Genomic DNA, 15,255 nt, shown 5'->3' on the forward strand with positions numbered 1-15,255 from the left:
CCCCCGCCTATACTAAATTCATGTCTTACAGTATGACCTGGAGCTTTAGGAGCTATCATAATCACATCTATACCTTTTGGAGCAACAATTTGTCCATAATGGATATTAAATCCATGTGCAAATGCTAGAGTTTTACCTGCTTTTAATTCAGTTTTAATTTCTTCATTAAAAATTTCACTTTGAATTTCATCAGGAGCTAAAATCATAATCAAATCTGCTTCTTTAGTAGCTTCTTTTACACTTTTTACTATAAAATTTGCTTTTTGAGCTTTTGCCCAACTTTGCCCACCCTCTTTTAAGCCTATGATCACTTCTACACCACTATCTCTTAAATTCATAGCATGAGCATGACCTTGAGAGCCAAAACCTATAATAGCTACTTTTTTTGATTTTATTAAATTAATATCACAATCTTTATCATAATAAATTGACACAGCCATTATGCACTCCTAAAATTAAAATTAAAGCAAAGATTATAACTAAAAAATATAAATTTAATCCTTTTATGATAAAATTTAAGTTTTGAAAAATTACTATAAAGAGTATTATGAAAGAATTATTTAATCAACTAAGCTATGGTCTAAATGCTGATGAAATTACCAATAAAAGCAAGCAAATCATTAGAGAGTTGCTAACTTGTGATATCATTAAATTTTATAAAAACAAATACTATTTAAAAGATGGCTTTACTTTTGGTAAGATTGATATTTCAGCTAATGGAACGGGATTTTTAGAAAGTTTTGATCCTGTTTTTAAGCGTGATTTGCTCATAGAAAATAAAAATTTAAAAGGAGCAAATTATGCTGATATAGTTGTAGCAAAATTACTTCCTCTTAAAAAAAAGCGTCCAAGTGCTAAAGTTATCTTAATACTTAAAAGAGCCCATGAAACTTCTTTGGTTATAACTAAAAAATACGGTGAAGCAGTCCTTGGAGTAAATATTCAAACAGGACTCACATGTGCCTTAAAAGCCTCTCAAAAATCCTTAAAAACTCTACCTTTAGGAACTATTTTAAAAATAGAAAATCATGATAATAATATCACTGAAGTGATAGGGCATATTAATGATGATTTTGTAGATGAAAAAATTTCCTTAGCACTTTTTAATAAAAATGCAGTTTTTGATAATTTATGTGAAAATGAAGCAAGAGCTTATGGAAATGAAGTTGATGCGAGTATGTATCCATCAAGAAAAGATCTTAGAAATTTAAATTTTTGTACCATTGATCCAATTGATGCAAAAGATTTTGATGATGCAATTTATTATGATAAAAATGAGCATGCTATTTATGTAGCCATAGCTGATGTAAGTGCTTATGTGCATGCTTATAGTGCTATTGATAAAGAAGCAAGATCAAGGGGTTTTTCGATTTATTTTCCTCATATTGCTATACCTATGCTACCAAGAGCTTTGAGTGAAAATATTTGCTCACTAAAACCTAATGAAGATAGGTTAGCATTTTGTTTTAAAATAAGCTTAGATCAAAACAATGAAGTGATTAAAGAAGAGCTTTTTGAGGCTATTATCAACTCAAAACGCCGTTTTAATTACGATGAAGTTGATGAGTATTTACAAAAGCAAGAAGATTTAGGCGCAATCAATTGGCTTTATGAGGTTTTCAAAATCACTCAAAATTTACGAAAAAAACGATTAAAAAATGCTTGTGAGTTTAAAACCCAAGAGCTAAGAATGACTTTAGATGAAAATAATAAACTCATAAAAACACGCCTTGAAAATGACACTGCCTCGCATAATTTAATCGAAGATTGCATGCTTTTAGCTAATAAAGCTGCAGCAAAACTCATTGATATAGGAGTTTTTAGAAATCATTTAAGTCCTGATTATAAAAAAATAGAGCAATTGCTAGCTGATCTTTCAACACTTAGTATAGATATTAATCCTAAAAATAATGTCATAGAATTATTTAAAGATATTCAAGTCTTAGCAAATGAGCTAAATATAAGAGAAGAAGTAGATAAACTCATCATCAAGGCGCAAAAAAAAGCAGAATATTCTAGTGAAAATGCAGGGCATTTTGGCTTAGGTTTTGATAAATATACCCATTTTACAAGTCCTATTAGAAGATATTCTGATCTTATATTACATAGACTTTTAAAAGCTAAAATCAATAATGATGAAAAAATGTTTAATTATTTGCTTTTAAACATACAAAGCACTTGTGAGGAATTAAGTTTATTAGAAAGAGAAGCAGATAAGGTTGCTTGGCATTTTATGGATAGAAAATTTGCAAGATGGGCAAAAGAAAATATAGGAAAAAGATTTAAGGCTTTAGTGGTAGAAAATCAAAGTTTATTGCAAGTAAAATTAAATGATGAAATTAAGGGAGCTTTGATTACCATCATAGGTTCAAGGGCAAATTTATTAGAAAACATAGAAGTGGAAATCACTGAAGTAGATATTGTTAGTGCTAAAATTTTTGGCAAAATTACCAAGCATTTTAGTTTAGAAAGAAACCAAAATGTATAAAAATCAACTCCAAAGCTTACTTAATAGCAATAATTTTCCTAATTATTTCTTACTTTATGGAGCAGATAATTTCCAAATAGAGCTTTATACTAAATTTATTAAAGACAAATACTCTTTTGATGAGAGTTTAAGATTTTATTTTGAAGAATATGATTTTAAGCAAGCATATGATTATTTATCTAGCGCTTCCTTATTTAGCGAAAGAAAATTGCTAGAAATCAAAACTCAAAAGAAAATCCCAAATAAAGAACTCAAGCAACTTTTACAGCTTTGTCAAAATTCGCAAGATAATTATTTTTTACTTGAAATTTATGATGAAAGCTCCAAACAAAGTGAAGCGGAGAAAATTTTTGCTAATAATTTTTGTAGATTTTATAAAGTAAATTCAGCTAAGGAAGGCATGGAATTACTAGCTTTAAAAGCTAAAGAATTAAATATTAACATTACTCAAAATGCCCTTTATACTCTTTTTTATAATTTTAATGAAAATTTATATTTAGCGGCTAATGAGTTAAATAAATTTAGTGGTCTAAATATCGATGAAAAAATCATCCAAGAGCATTGTTATAGTTTAAGTACTATTAGTTTTGAAAGTTTTTTTGATAAATTAATGCAAAAAAAAGATTTAAGGAATGAACTTGAAAGTATTTTAGAAAATTACAATGAAATAGCATTGATTAATGCCTTATATGCAAATTTTTCTAGACTTTTTAAAATAGCTTTACATATTAAAATTTATGGAAATTTAGACTTAAAAGAAATTTTAGGCTATGCTCCACCTATTTCTGTGGCGCAAAATCTTCAAAAACAAGCTCTTATGATTAAAATGTCACAATATAAAAATATCTTTCTGACACTTTGTAATTGCGAATATGAATTAAAAAAGAATTCTAAAATAGAAAAAAAAGAATTTTTAATCGCAACACTTTTACAACTTAGCTCCATATTAAAAAGTTAAATTAAGAAAACTTATGGTAGAATGAAATTTGCATTTTATGCAAAATCCTTGCCTAAAATTTTAGGCTTTATATCCATAAGGAGAAATTAAATGAGACATTATGAAGTTTTATTCATATTAAAACCAACACTTACAGAAGAAGAAGTAAGTGCTAAGTTGGAATTCGTAAAAGAAGTCCTTACAAAAAATGGCGCAGAAATTGAAAGCGTAGTTCCAATGGGAACAAGAAAACTTGCGTACAAAATTAAAAAATACGAAAGAGGAACTTATTTTGTGATTTATTTCAAAGCTCCTACAAATTTAATAGCAGAGCTTGAAAGGGTATTAAGAATCACTGAAGAAGTAATCAGATTTTTAATCGTAAAATATGAAAATAAAAAAGAAATTGCAGCTTGGGAAAGATTAAGCAAGGGTATCAAACAAAATAAAAAAGAAATTAAAGCTAGTGAAAGTACAGAAGGCTAATTAATGTTTAATAAAGTCGTTTTAGTAGGGAATCTTACAAGGGACATAGAAATGCGTTATGCTCCATCAGGTAGCGCAATAGGCTCTTCTGCTATAGCTGTAACAAGAAGATTTAGTACAAATACAGGAGAAAAAAGAGAGGAAACCTGCTTTATCGACATTAGCTTTTTTGGAAGAACTGCAGAAATTGCTAATCAATACCTTAATAAAGGTAGTAAAATTTTAATCGAAGGTCGTTTGAGATTTGAGCAATGGAGCGATCAAAATGGACAAAACAGATCAAAGCATAGTATTCAAGTTGAAAATTTAGAAATGCTAGGTTCAACTGTACAAAATAATCAACAAAGTAATTTTGAAAATCAAAATTATGGTTATAATCAAAATTTTAATCAACAACAAAGCTTTGATCCTTATGCTCAAGTACAAACTAGAACAAATTCATCTAATAATACCTATCAAAATCCTCAAAAGGAAGCCCCTATGAAGGAAATTGATATTGATAAATATGATGATGATACAGAATTACCATTTTAAAGGAAAAAACATGGCAGAAAAAAGAAAATACTCACGCAAATATTGTAAATATACTGAAGCTAAAGTTGATTTTATAGACTATAAAGATACAGCATTGCTAAAACATGCTTTATCAGAAAGATTTAAAATCATGCCACGCCGTTTAACAGGCACTAGCAAAAAACACCAAGAAATGGTTGAAGTTGCTATTAAGCGTGCAAGACATGTAGCACTTATCCCTTATATCGTAGATAGAAAAGAAGTTGTTACTAATCCTTTTGAAGGACTATAATTATTAAATCAAACCCAAGCTTTTTAAGCTTGGGAAAATAAAAGGTTGTTTTATGTTTTCAGATATAGAATCTGAAATTTATGTTATTTTACTTGCATCCGTTGCTATTATAGCAGTTTTAAATCCTTTTGGAAATCTTCCACAATTTATTGCAATGACTGAAGGTCTAGATGCTGATATAAGAAAAAAACTTTTTAGAAATATCATTTACACTGCATTTTGTATTGTTTTAGTTTTTTTACTTTCTGGACCATTTATCATGAAATATTTATTTAAAATAGATATTAATGATTTACGAGTTGCAGGTGGTTTGATTTTAATCATTATGAGTACAAAAAATCTACTTTTCACCCCATCAAGCACTCAATTTCAACACTATCAAGGATTAAGCCACAAAGAATTATTAAAAAAAAGTATAGTACCAATGGCATTTCCTATGCTTGTAGGACCTGGAACACTTTCTACCATAGTAGTTATTTCAGAAGATCAAAATTTAGCTATAGCCATAGCTTCTGTATTACTTACTTTTGCTTTTATTTTTGCTTTATTTCACTTTTCAGCTACTATTGAAAAAGTTATCGGTAAGCTTGTGCTTTATGTTTTTTCACGCATTGCTTTAGTTTTTATTATGGCTATGGGAGTAAAAATGATAGCTATTGGAATTCAAACTTACATTCAATCTACCTAGGATAAATAAAAAAACTTTTTTGTAAAAACACTTCTTCATTTACTGCTTTATTGGTATTTAACAACACACTAATATTTACCGCTACAATACTTTTTGCATGAACATACTTTGCAATTAATTTATTATTTTTACATTCACCCAAAGGATAAGCATAATCAATTCGTATTTTTATATTATTATATTCAAAATTATATTCACTTAAGCATTCTTTACCCTCCAAATAGGCTTGATATAAAAAATATTTAGCAAACTCTTTTGCATCATGAAGTAAAATATTTCCTTGAGTATAAAGCGCTAAATCTTTCATAATTCTTGGTGGATATGAAGAAATTTTTATTATAAACGCCATAATAAAAGAAATAAATAAAATAAAAAATATTGTATATATCATTGCAAATGATTTTTTCACAAAAGCATCCATTTATCTAAACATCTATTTTGAGTATTACTGCAAATTGTAATTTTTAATAACTCGCCATCATGCTTGAAAATAAGTTTTGAAATATTTTGAGCTAATAAAAATACTTGTTTGTTATGATTTAAATCATCAATTTGCATATAAATATTTTTATTTTTCAAATACACCTTAATATAAGCATATAAAATAGTACAAAATCCGCTAAAACTCTCATCAAAAAAATTGATTTTTTCTCTATCATCAACTAATATTTTATAGATTTTTGAATTTTTTATATCATAAATATACATATAATCACTAGTATATATTTTCAACTTCTTCATACTATGCATATCTTTATAATTGCTCAAAATTCCTTCAGAAATTCCATTTTCTATAAAATGCAAATTACTTTTTGGACTAAAAAAACTTTCATTATTTTCTAAAATAATACCACTGAAGTTTAATTTTTTTAATGACAAATCATAAAAAATATCATCATTTGCACTCATATAACACTCAAAAGAATTACTTGTAAATATTGCATTCAAGCAAGAATTATAAATTTTCTCCATGCTAAGTAAAGCTTGATTTAAATCAAAAAATATTTCACTAGATTTTTTAACATTAAAACTATAATTATAAATATACATAGCTGGATTAATTAAAATAGTAATCAAAATACCCAAAATAACAAGGCTTAACGCAAGTTCCAATAAACTAAAAGCCTTTGTCATCTATAAAAGCTTCTTTATAGGATAAATCTTTTATTTTTAAAGATTTGAGTTTAAATTCATCACTAGTGTATTCTAAAAAGTTGTAAGTATTTATATTTATCTCTTTTGCTTTATATGAAGGAATTTTATTTAGCAATTCTTTTTCTTCATTAAAAAGGGTTTGATTTTGCCATATAACATTTAAAGATTTATTTGTAAATACAAGATAATAAGATCCAAAAATAAAAGATAAAATTACAATACAAAAAGCAAGCTCTAGGAGACTAAAAGCTTGCTTCATTTATTTAAACTTGCATTAAAAGCTTCAAAAAAAGCACCACGTAAAGCTCTTTTTTCCAAAGCTTCAATTCCTTTTATAGTTACCCCTGCTGGAGAACAAATTTTTTCTTTAATAATAGCAGGATGAGCATGATTAAACAAAGCACTAAAGCTTTCAAAACTTGCGCGAGTAAGCTCATAACTAAGCTCATTTTTTAAACCATTTTTCACACCTGCATTAGCTAAACTTTCTGCTACCAAAGCTAAAAATGCAGGAGCACAACCGCTCAAAACCATAGCTATATCAAATTCTTTTTCATTTTGCAAACTTATGGCTTTACCAAAAGTATTTAACAAAGATAAAATTTCATCTTTAAATAAATCTTTTTCCATTAAATAAGCAGTTGTAGAAGCTTTAAATTCGGCTGCTGTATTTGGCATAATTTTCACATAATTTTGTGCATCAATACAATGAAGCCGCTCAAAAGTAGTGTTTGCTAAAACCGAAATAAGCCATCTTGCCTTGCCTTTTAATTTAACAGCTACTTCTTCTAATGCATAAGGTTTAAAAGCCAAAATAATATTTTTATTATCCATATCAAACTCATCATATGATAATACTTTTAAATTTAAACCACTGGCTTTTTTTAAATCCCTAGCAACAATAACTACTTTATAAGTATCCTCTAAACCTTTAGCTATAGCACTTGCCATAGCACCATTTCCTAAAATATAAATTTCAGACATTATTTTGTTTGTTTAATAAAAGCTGAAATCTTTTCAGACTGAAAATAATTAGGATATTTGCTTGTATCTAAAATCACTTGCACTAAAGAGTTATTATCATAATTCATCACAACAGGTGCTAAAAAATTTACCGTAGATTCTTCTAATGGCTCATTAATAGCCACTATAACAAACACACCAAAATTAGTTTGCTCATTTAAAGCTAATAATTCTTGATAATAATCAGGCACTTCAAAATCATAATCAGGACGGATCATATAAGGATCAATCATCACAAAAGAAAAATCTTTACCATCAAGGCTTTTAAGTCTATAAAAAACCTCGTCTATTTTATAAAAATTCATATTTTTGGTATCTTCAAAACCTAAAATAGGACATTTAACTTCTAAGTTCATCTTGCCTCCTAAAATCTATTGACTAAGAAATTACAACTCATTAAGCAATTTTAGTTCCAATTTTAAAAATTACACTAATTAAGAGTTTTTGACTATAATTTTAGTTTTAAAAATTAACAATTTCATAAACATAAAAACATTATAATTACAATTATTAAATTTATAAGGTAACACAATGAAAAAACTTTTTATTTTTTCACTTATTATTGCAGGTTTATTTTTAGGAGCATGTAGCTCGAAAAAAGCTGAAGATTTATATAATCTAAGTTCTATGGAATGGTATCAACAAATTATAAAAGATTTACAAGAAAAAAATCTTGAAGCAGCTGATAAACACTATACCTCAATGGCAGGTGAGCATATTGCTGATCCATTATTAGAACAAACTTTACTTATATTAGCTCAAGCTCATATTAGTGAAGAAGAATATGAAATGGCAAATTTTTATCTTGATGAATATTTAAATAAATTTGGTGATTCTAAAAATGTAGCTTATATAAGATATTTAAAAATCAAAGCTAAATTTGACTCTTTTGCTGTTCCAAATCGTAACCAAGCCTTAATGCTAAAAACAATAGAAGAAATCAAAGAATACAATCAAAACTATCCCAATGTACAATATAATGATTTAATCGATACTATGCTAACTAAATTTAATCTTGCAGTTTTTTACCTTGATACAAGTATAGCAGAGTTATATCAGAAAAAAAACAGAGAGCAAAGCTATGAGATTTATAAGCAAAAAATCGAAAATTCCGATTTTAATAAAATCGATATGATTAAACCAGAACTTCCATGGTATAGAAAAATATTTGAAGAAGGTATAATGTAATGAAATTAGAAAATACTCAAAACTATCCAACAAAACTTCCCATTCTTGTAGAAGATGAGCTTTTTTTATACCCTTTTATGATAACACCTATTTTTTTAAATGATATGCAAAATATTAAAGCCTTAGATACCGCTTTACAAAATGAAAGTATGATTTTTGTGGCACCATCAAAAATTGAAGGTGGGCGTGGCTTTGATGATATATATGATTGTGGTGTCATTGGGAGTATTATGAGAAAAGTTCCACTGCCTGATGGTAGGATTAAAATTTTATTCCAAGGATATGCAAAAGCCAAGATTGTTGAGAGAATTTCGGATGATCCTTTATATGCTTTAGTTGATTTAATTCATCAAGAGCCAATTTGTAATACAAAAAAAGAAGCTATTATAGAAGTAGTTAGAGAAAAAGCCAAAGCTTTATCGACTGTGAGTCATTATTTTCCACCTGATCTTTTAAGAACTATAGAAGAAGATGTCGAGCCTAGCAGAATTTGTGATCTAATATTAAATTCTATTAAAATCAAAAAACAACAAGCTTATGAATTTTTTATCGAAACTAATTTAGAAACTAAGCTTTTAAATTTAATTGATTATTTAGCTAAAGAAATTGAAGCAAATAAAATCCAAAAAGAAATCAAAAATAAAGTTCACTCTAAAATTGACAAGGTTAATAAAGAATACTTTTTAAAAGAACAACTCAAACAAATTCAAAGAGAGCTTGGAAGCGATATACAAAAAGAAAGCGAAGTAGAGGAATATAATAAAAAATTAGAAAAGAAAAAAGCTTTTATGTATGAAGAGGCTTATAAAGAAATCAAAAAGCAAATTCAAAAATATGAAAGAATTCATCAAGATAATTCAGAAGCTTCTATGGTGCAAACTTACATAGAAACGGTTTTAGATATACCTTTTGAGCACTCCTCAAAGAAAAAACTAAATTTAAAAGATGTATCTTTACAACTCAATAGTGATCACTATGCCCTAGAAAAACCAAAAGAGCGTATTGAAGAATACTTTGCAGTTAAAGAACTTTTAGAAAAACGCAAGATTAAAGATAGAGATGGTGCAAAAGTCATCTTGTGCTTAGTTGGCCCTCCTGGTGTTGGCAAGACTTCTTTAGCAAATTCAGTCGCAAAGGCATTAAAAAGAGAGTTAGTGCGCATAGCTTTAGGTGGTTTAGAAGATGTTAATGAACTAAGAGGACATAGAAGAACCTATATAGGAGCTATGCCAGGACGCATTATACAAGGACTTATAGAAGCAAAACAAAGCAACCCAGTAGTTGTGCTTGATGAGATTGATAAACTAAGTCGCAATCATAGAGGAGATCCAAGTGCAGTTTTACTTGAAATCTTAGATCCTGAACAAAATACTAAATTTAGAGATTATTATCTAAATTTCAACATCGATTTAAGCAAAATCATTTTCATAGCTACTGCAAATGATGCAAGTTTAATTCCACCTGCTCTAAAAGATAGAATGGAATTTATAGAACTTAGCTCTTACACTCCTCAAGAGAAATTCCAAATAGCCAAAAACTATCTCATACCTGATGAAATAAAAAAACATGGATTAAAAAAAGAAGAAATAAGCTTTAGTGATGATGCTATAGAATTAATAGTGAATGAATATACTAGAGAATCAGGTGTAAGAAATTTAAGAAGAAAAATTGCTGAAATTTGTAGAAAATGTGTTAAAAAACTTCTTTTAGAAAAAGATATTAAAAATATTGAAATTAATGATAAAAATTTAAAAGATTTTTTAAGTAAAAAAGTCTTTGAAATAGAAAAGCACGAAAAAGAAAATAAAATCGGACAGGTAAATGGACTTGCTTGGACTGCAGTAGGTGGAGATGTATTGAAAATCGAAGCCATTAAAATCAAAGGCAAGGGTGATCTAACTTTAACAGGGAGCTTAGGTGATGTAATGAAAGAATCAGCAAAAATTGCTCAAAGTCTTGTTAAGAATTTAATCGATGATGAACAAATTAAAGTCTCAAAGAAACTTTTCTACAAAGAAGATGAAAACATATACAATCAATACAATCTTCACATTCATGTACCAGATGGAGCCACTCCAAAAGACGGACCAAGTGCAGGCATAACTATTACCACAGCCATTGCTTCTATTTTTAGCGACAAGAAAGTAAAATCAAATGTTGCAATGACTGGAGAAATTGATCTAATGGGCAATGTTCTACCAATAGGTGGTTTAAAAGAAAAACTTATTGCTGCTTATAAAGCTGATATTAAAACAGCCATTATCCCACATAAAAACTATGAAAGAGATTTAAAAGATATTCCTGAAGAAGTAGTAAAAAATATGAAAATTATTGGGGTGAAAAATTTACAAGAAGTTTTAAAAATAGCTCTTATCTAAATTAGAAGCTTTAAGCTTCTAATTTATTCATAACTACTCTACTTTCATTTTCAAGTTCTCTTATATCATTAATAATAGAGTCATAATCTTCTTTTGATATATTGTCCTTTTTAGCTATTTTTATAGCTTTACTTGCCGCGCTTTGTATTTTCTCACTCTTAATCTCCATTTCATTTTGAGAAATTAAAGGACAGAAAATACTTTTTGCATCTTCATCTTTACATAAAGTTGAAATAGGATCTAGATTTTGAAGATTTTCTTGAGAACCATTTAGAGTTAAATAAACATCAGATTTATATAATATATGATCTATTTTCATTGCAGAAAGAGTTAAATCAGAAGCAAAATTAACAAATTCTTTTCCTAAATGAGAGCTTTTATCCTCTAATTCTTTAAATGCCTCACTAAAATCAGCAACTTTACTATCAGAAGAATTTGCAATATCAAATACTTTTTCGCTATTTTCTTGTATAGAAGCAATTTCTTGATTCATTACTTGAATTGCTAAAGTAATTTCACCTGTTGCTTTTTGTGTTTTTTCAGCAAGTTGTCTTACTTCATCTGCAACTACCGCAAAACCTCTACCATGCTCTCCTGCACGAGCTGCTTCAATAGCTGCATTTAATGCAAGTAGGTTAGTTTGATCTGCAATATCCCTAATTACCTCAACAATTGCATTGATACTCTGAGCATTAGATGCAAAAGTATTTACAGCATTTTTACTTTCATCGGCCACTTGCATCATTGATGAAATTGAATCCTGTAAATTACCTACTTCTAAACCATTTTTTTGTGCTGTATTTGAGATTATTCTAATATCACCAAAAACTTCTCTCATAAGTTTGATGATTTTATTTAATGCAGAAGACAAATCATTTAAATTTTTATTTTGACTATTTAAACTCAAGTCCATAAGTTCTCTTGATAAAGCATTTTTAAAAACAGATTTTCCTGTTTTTTCTATATCATCTAAAGCTTTATTAATAAAGTTAATATTATGAACAAAAATACCTTTTAAACCTTCAGGGATAGCTCTTCTAAAATATTCACCTTTTTGAGAACAAGCAATTGAAGTATTTATCTCTCTTAAATAAGCTTCTAAACCATCTATTGTATTATTAAGATTATCAGCAATTTCTTTTAATTTTTTATTAGCACATTTAATATATACAATTCTTGAATCAAAATTACCATTTTTTAACTCTCTACTAAGATGTAAAATCTTATCGCTAAATTGTTCTTCTTTTTTTAAAATAAACAATCCATATATAAATAAACAAAACAAAACTAAAAAGAAACCTAAGGAAATAAACTCTGCATAAAGCAAAGAATTAATACAGGCTACTATGCTTAAAACTATACCAAGAAACAAAATATTTTTCATAAGAAATCCTTTTTTTATTTTTGAATTTTCATCATTAGTTCATTATAGGTCACCCCATAAGATTTTACTATTGCTTTTAACTCCTCTATTCCAGATTTAATACCACCATCTTTTTCTTTCAACAAAAGAACTTTATAAATTTCTTCTATTGTTTTGATAGCATCAACATTAGGTTTTCTTCTAACTGAATAATAATTTAAAATGCTTCCACTTTCATCACATGAAGCAGTTACATTAGCAAAAACCCAATAATAATCATTATATTTTGTTTTATTTTTTACAAAAGCAAAAATTTCTTTTTTAAGCTGAATGTTATCCCATAAATATTTAAAAACCGTTCTTGGCATATCAGGATGACGCATAATACTGTGAGGTTTGTATAAAATTTCATCAATTTTATAATCAGAATATCTCAAAAAATCCTCATTTGCATAAATAATCTCACCTTTTAAATTAGTTTTTGATGTTATTAAAACATCCGAGGTTAGAATTTTTTCTGAAGACATAACACAATCTCCTTAGTTTAAAATTAAAAAGAGAGTGATTATATCTTAATACAAAATAATAATTTATAAACAAAATTTATCAAATTCATCTTTGAAGCTCTAAAATTAATTGATTATAACTCATACCATAAGAATTAACTATCTTAACAAGTTCATCCACTCCGGCTTTTATACCATCTTTTTCTTCTATTTCTAAAAGAATTTTATAAACTTGCTCTATAGTTGATATTGCCTCTCTTTTAGGTTTTCTTCTAACTGAATAATAATTTATAATATTTCCTTGTTCATCAAAAGAAGCTGTAACATTAGTAAAAACCCAATAATAATCATTTTGTTTGGTTTTATTTTTAACAAAAGCAAAAATTTCTTTTCCATCTTGTATATAATCCCATAAACATTTAAAAACAGTTTTTGGCATATCAGGATGACGCACAATATTGTGAGGTTTATATAAAATTTCCTCCATTTTATAACCCGCATATTTTAAAAAATCATCATTAGCATAAATAATATCCCCTTTTAAATCTGTCTTAGAGGTTATTAATGTATCTGGTTCTAAAATTTTTTCTTGCGACATTTTTTTCCTTATAATTTATTTACAAAATATTATATTTCATTTATCATAAAATTTCATTGAAATTAAAACCTTTGTCATAAAGTATCTTTCTGACTAATTCTTGATGTTCTTTTCCTTTTGTTTCTAAAGTAATTGAAATCATCGCATCACCATATTCTAACTTAGTGGAAAATCTATCATAATCAATTTTAACTATATTAGCTTGAGCTTCTTTTATAGCATCACTCAAAGTACTCAAAGCTCCTGGTTTATCAACCAAAGTAACATTGATAAGCATTTTTCTAAAAGCTTTAAACAAACCTTTTTCTATGATAATATTTAACATTTGTACATCAATATTTCCACCGCTTAAAATCACGCCTATTTTTTTATGATTTTTTAAATCTATTTTTTTATGTAAAAGTGCAGCAACTGCTGATGCTCCAGCACCTTCAACTGTGATTTTATGTTTTTCAAGTAAATATAACACCGCATTAGCTATTTCTTCATCATCAACTTGAATAAAATCATCAACACATTCAAGAATAATATCAAAATTAATTTTATTTACATCACGCACTGCAATACCATCAGCTATGGTTCTCACAGCCTTTGAATTGATTATTTTTTTACTTTTAAAACTCTCATACATAGCAGGAGCTCCTTTAGCACTTACTCCAATAACTTTTATATTAGGATTAATCTGCTTAGCAGCACTCGCCACTCCACTAATCAAACCTCCACCACCAACTGGAGCTAAAATCATATCTAAATCACTTATTTCATCAAGCATTTCAAGCATTAAAGTACCCTGCCCTGCTATAATACTTTCATTTTCAAAAGGATGAATAAAATTTAAATGATGTTCTTTAGCATAATTTAACGCATAAGCATAAGCCTCATCAAAATTATCTCCTTTTAAAATCACTTTTGCGCCTAAATTTTTAGTCGCACTTACTTTTAGCAAAGGTGTAGCTTCAGGCATAACAATCACAGCTTCTATCCCAAATTTTTTAGCACTAATTGCAACTCCTTGTGCATGATTTCCAGCGCTTGCAGCTATTACACCTGCTTGCTTTTGTTCTTTACTTAAATTAGCAATAGCATTATAAGCACCTCTGATTTTATAAGCACCTGTTTTTTGTAAATTTTCACATTTTAGAAAAACATCAGTATCTAAAAACTCACTTAAAAAAGAAGAGTGCACCAAAGGGGTTTTTAATACAAAATCTGCAATTTTTTGCTTTGCTTGATAAATTTTATTTAACTCAATCATGATTTACCTTTTTATCTAATTCTATTTTAATACAACGATCTTGAACGCAATTTATACCAAATTTTTTACATTTTTGCATTATTTCATCGTTAATAATACCAAGTTGCATCCAAAAATTTTTAACATTTTTAGCTAAAAGATCTTCAAAAATTTCATTTGCGTAACTTGCTTTTCTAAACATTACAACCGTGTCAATTTCAGAAGGAATTTCCCTTAAATTTCTATAAACTTTCTCGTTTAAAATAAAATCTTCTTTAGGATAGATAGGATAAATTGTATAAGATAAATCTTGTAAATATTTGCTTACAAAATACGAAGGTTTTTCTTGATTAGGACTAAGTCCTATAATGGCGATATTTTTCATAGAACTTAGTATTTTATGAGT

At 27.8% G+C, this 15,255-nt stretch carries 19 protein-coding genes; 8 read left to right on the forward strand and 11 right to left on the reverse strand.

Annotated features, from left to right (window positions below; all coding sequences use genetic code 11):
* Window positions 1-440, reverse strand: a 440-nt coding sequence (locus L8U04_RS00005) for an NAD(P)-dependent oxidoreductase (protein WP_263709142.1), incomplete at its 3' end; no start/stop codon positions are given.
* 107 nt (window positions 441-547) lie between these two features.
* Here L8U04_RS00005 and L8U04_RS00010 point away from each other — a divergent pair.
* The 6 genes from L8U04_RS00010 to L8U04_RS00035 all read left to right on the forward strand — a co-directional run bounded on the left by L8U04_RS00010 (window position 548) and on the right by L8U04_RS00035 (window position 5,404).
* The gene (locus L8U04_RS00010) at window positions 548-2,488 is read left to right on the forward strand and encodes a VacB/RNase II family 3'-5' exoribonuclease (RefSeq protein WP_263709144.1); all 1,941 of its coding nucleotides are present in this window, start codon (window positions 548-550) and stop codon (window positions 2,486-2,488) included.
* Window positions 2,481-3,446, forward strand: a complete 966-nt coding sequence (holA, locus tag L8U04_RS00015) for a DNA polymerase III subunit delta (protein WP_263709145.1) — start codon at window positions 2,481-2,483, stop codon at window positions 3,444-3,446. The genes L8U04_RS00010 and holA overlap by 8 nt, the downstream gene beginning before the upstream one ends.
* Before the next feature lie 90 nt (window positions 3,447-3,536).
* A complete protein-coding gene (rpsF, locus tag L8U04_RS00020; protein ID WP_133318789.1) occupies window positions 3,537-3,911 on the forward strand; it encodes a 30S ribosomal protein S6 in 375 nt (124 codons plus the stop codon).
* A 3-nt stretch (window positions 3,912-3,914) separates the two neighbouring features.
* Window positions 3,915-4,445: a single-stranded DNA-binding protein gene (locus L8U04_RS00025; protein ID WP_133318788.1), complete on the forward strand. Its 531-nt coding sequence runs from the start codon at window positions 3,915-3,917 to the stop codon at window positions 4,443-4,445.
* Window positions 4,446-4,455: 10 nt separating this feature from the next.
* On the forward strand, window positions 4,456-4,716 hold the full coding sequence (gene rpsR / locus L8U04_RS00030) for a 30S ribosomal protein S18 (protein WP_039618521.1): 261 nt from the start codon (window positions 4,456-4,458) through the stop codon (window positions 4,714-4,716).
* A gap of 52 nt (window positions 4,717-4,768) precedes the next feature.
* The gene (locus L8U04_RS00035; protein WP_263659084.1) at window positions 4,769-5,404 is read left to right on the forward strand and encodes a MarC family protein; all 636 of its coding nucleotides are present in this window, start codon (window positions 4,769-4,771) and stop codon (window positions 5,402-5,404) included.
* On the opposite strand, the gene L8U04_RS00040 is transcribed toward L8U04_RS00035, so the two are convergent.
* From L8U04_RS00040 to fliW, 5 genes are all read right to left on the reverse strand, one after another.
* Window positions 5,397-5,711 carry a hypothetical protein gene (locus tag L8U04_RS00040; RefSeq protein WP_263659083.1) on the reverse strand — a complete coding sequence of 105 codons (315 nt, stop codon included), beginning with the start codon at window positions 5,709-5,711 and terminating at the stop codon, window positions 5,397-5,399. The genes L8U04_RS00035 and L8U04_RS00040 overlap by 8 nt on opposite strands.
* A 98-nt stretch (window positions 5,712-5,809) precedes the next feature.
* The gene (locus tag L8U04_RS00045; RefSeq protein ID WP_263659082.1) at window positions 5,810-6,538 is read right to left on the reverse strand and encodes a hypothetical protein; all 729 of its coding nucleotides are present in this window, start codon (window positions 6,536-6,538) and stop codon (window positions 5,810-5,812) included.
* On the reverse strand, window positions 6,522-6,818 hold the full coding sequence (locus L8U04_RS00050) for a hypothetical protein (protein ID WP_263659081.1): 297 nt from the start codon (window positions 6,816-6,818) through the stop codon (window positions 6,522-6,524). Before L8U04_RS00050 ends, L8U04_RS00045 begins: the two co-directional genes overlap by 17 nt.
* Entirely contained in the window at window positions 6,815-7,543 is a 729-nt protein-coding gene (locus tag L8U04_RS00055; protein ID WP_263659080.1) for a pyrroline-5-carboxylate reductase, read from the reverse strand. The genes L8U04_RS00050 and L8U04_RS00055 overlap by 4 nt, the downstream gene beginning before the upstream one ends.
* A complete protein-coding gene (gene fliW / locus L8U04_RS00060) occupies window positions 7,543-7,938 on the reverse strand; it encodes a flagellar assembly protein FliW (protein WP_012661666.1) in 396 nt (131 codons plus the stop codon). The genes L8U04_RS00055 and fliW overlap by 1 nt, the downstream gene beginning before the upstream one ends.
* A 175-nt stretch (window positions 7,939-8,113) precedes the next feature.
* Between fliW and bamD the strand changes: the two genes are divergently transcribed.
* The gene (gene bamD, locus L8U04_RS00065; protein WP_133318782.1) at window positions 8,114-8,770 is read left to right on the forward strand and encodes an outer membrane protein assembly factor BamD; all 657 of its coding nucleotides are present in this window, start codon (window positions 8,114-8,116) and stop codon (window positions 8,768-8,770) included.
* The gene (lon, locus tag L8U04_RS00070) at window positions 8,770-11,148 is read left to right on the forward strand and encodes an endopeptidase La (protein WP_133318781.1); all 2,379 of its coding nucleotides are present in this window, start codon (window positions 8,770-8,772) and stop codon (window positions 11,146-11,148) included. The genes bamD and lon overlap by 1 nt, the downstream gene beginning before the upstream one ends.
* A gap of 10 nt (window positions 11,149-11,158) precedes the next feature.
* Here the strand turns inward: lon and L8U04_RS08290 are convergent, their stop codons facing one another.
* The 5 genes from L8U04_RS08290 to L8U04_RS00095 all read right to left on the reverse strand — a co-directional run bounded on the left by L8U04_RS08290 (window position 11,159) and on the right by L8U04_RS00095 (window position 15,234).
* On the reverse strand, window positions 11,159-12,532 hold the full coding sequence (locus L8U04_RS08290) for a methyl-accepting chemotaxis protein (RefSeq protein WP_318530205.1): 1,374 nt from the start codon (window positions 12,530-12,532) through the stop codon (window positions 11,159-11,161).
* Window positions 12,533-12,546: 14 nt separating this feature from the next.
* Complete coding sequence (locus tag L8U04_RS00080) at window positions 12,547-13,038, reverse strand: PAS domain-containing protein (protein ID WP_263709147.1); 492 nt, start codon at window positions 13,036-13,038, stop codon at window positions 12,547-12,549.
* 85 nt (window positions 13,039-13,123) lie between these two features.
* Window positions 13,124-13,615, reverse strand: a complete 492-nt coding sequence (locus L8U04_RS00085; protein WP_133318778.1) for a PAS domain-containing protein — start codon at window positions 13,613-13,615, stop codon at window positions 13,124-13,126.
* 43 nt (window positions 13,616-13,658) lie between these two features.
* On the reverse strand, window positions 13,659-14,870 hold the full coding sequence (gene ilvA, locus L8U04_RS00090; protein WP_220567254.1) for a threonine ammonia-lyase: 1,212 nt from the start codon (window positions 14,868-14,870) through the stop codon (window positions 13,659-13,661).
* On the reverse strand, window positions 14,863-15,234 hold the full coding sequence (locus L8U04_RS00095) for a CoA-binding protein (RefSeq protein ID WP_220567274.1): 372 nt from the start codon (window positions 15,232-15,234) through the stop codon (window positions 14,863-14,865). The genes ilvA and L8U04_RS00095 overlap by 8 nt, the downstream gene beginning before the upstream one ends.
* Window positions 15,235-15,255: the final 21 nt, after the last annotated feature.

Source organism: Campylobacter sp. IFREMER_LSEM_CL908 (assembly GCF_025771545.1).
GTDB lineage: Bacteria > Campylobacterota > Campylobacteria > Campylobacterales > Campylobacteraceae > Campylobacter_D > Campylobacter_D lari_D.

What these genes read in the sequence shown, in the direction of transcription:
- lon (WP_133318781.1), top strand. Translation starts at nt 8,770, where the DNA reads ATGAAATTAGAAAATACTCAAAACTATCCAACAAAACTTCCCATTCTT.
- rpsR (WP_039618521.1), top strand. Translation starts at nt 4,456, where the DNA reads ATGGCAGAAAAAAGAAAATACTCACGCAAATATTGTAAATATACTGAA.
- L8U04_RS00035 (WP_263659084.1), top strand. Translation starts at nt 4,769, where the DNA reads ATGTTTTCAGATATAGAATCTGAAATTTATGTTATTTTACTTGCATCC.
- L8U04_RS00080 (WP_263709147.1), bottom strand. Translation starts at nt 13,038, where the DNA reads ATGTCTTCAGAAAAAATTCTAACCTCGGATGTTTTAATAACATCAAAA.
- rpsF (WP_133318789.1), top strand. Translation starts at nt 3,537, where the DNA reads ATGAGACATTATGAAGTTTTATTCATATTAAAACCAACACTTACAGAA.
- L8U04_RS00085 (WP_133318778.1), bottom strand. Translation starts at nt 13,615, where the DNA reads ATGTCGCAAGAAAAAATTTTAGAACCAGATACATTAATAACCTCTAAG.
- L8U04_RS00040 (WP_263659083.1), bottom strand. Translation starts at nt 5,711, where the DNA reads ATGAAAGATTTAGCGCTTTATACTCAAGGAAATATTTTACTTCATGAT.
- L8U04_RS00045 (WP_263659082.1), bottom strand. Translation starts at nt 6,538, where the DNA reads ATGACAAAGGCTTTTAGTTTATTGGAACTTGCGTTAAGCCTTGTTATT.
- L8U04_RS00095 (WP_220567274.1), bottom strand. Translation starts at nt 15,234, where the DNA reads ATGAAAAATATCGCCATTATAGGACTTAGTCCTAATCAAGAAAAACCT.
- L8U04_RS00050 (WP_263659081.1), bottom strand. Translation starts at nt 6,818, where the DNA reads ATGAAGCAAGCTTTTAGTCTCCTAGAGCTTGCTTTTTGTATTGTAATT.
- ilvA (WP_220567254.1), bottom strand. Translation starts at nt 14,870, where the DNA reads ATGATTGAGTTAAATAAAATTTATCAAGCAAAGCAAAAAATTGCAGAT.
- L8U04_RS00055 (WP_263659080.1), bottom strand. Translation starts at nt 7,543, where the DNA reads ATGTCTGAAATTTATATTTTAGGAAATGGTGCTATGGCAAGTGCTATA.
- L8U04_RS00025 (WP_133318788.1), top strand. Translation starts at nt 3,915, where the DNA reads ATGTTTAATAAAGTCGTTTTAGTAGGGAATCTTACAAGGGACATAGAA.
- fliW (WP_012661666.1), bottom strand. Translation starts at nt 7,938, where the DNA reads ATGAACTTAGAAGTTAAATGTCCTATTTTAGGTTTTGAAGATACCAAA.
- holA (WP_263709145.1), top strand. Translation starts at nt 2,481, where the DNA reads ATGTATAAAAATCAACTCCAAAGCTTACTTAATAGCAATAATTTTCCT.
- L8U04_RS08290 (WP_318530205.1), bottom strand. Translation starts at nt 12,532, where the DNA reads ATGAAAAATATTTTGTTTCTTGGTATAGTTTTAAGCATAGTAGCCTGT.
- bamD (WP_133318782.1), top strand. Translation starts at nt 8,114, where the DNA reads ATGAAAAAACTTTTTATTTTTTCACTTATTATTGCAGGTTTATTTTTA.
- L8U04_RS00010 (WP_263709144.1), top strand. Translation starts at nt 548, where the DNA reads ATGAAAGAATTATTTAATCAACTAAGCTATGGTCTAAATGCTGATGAA.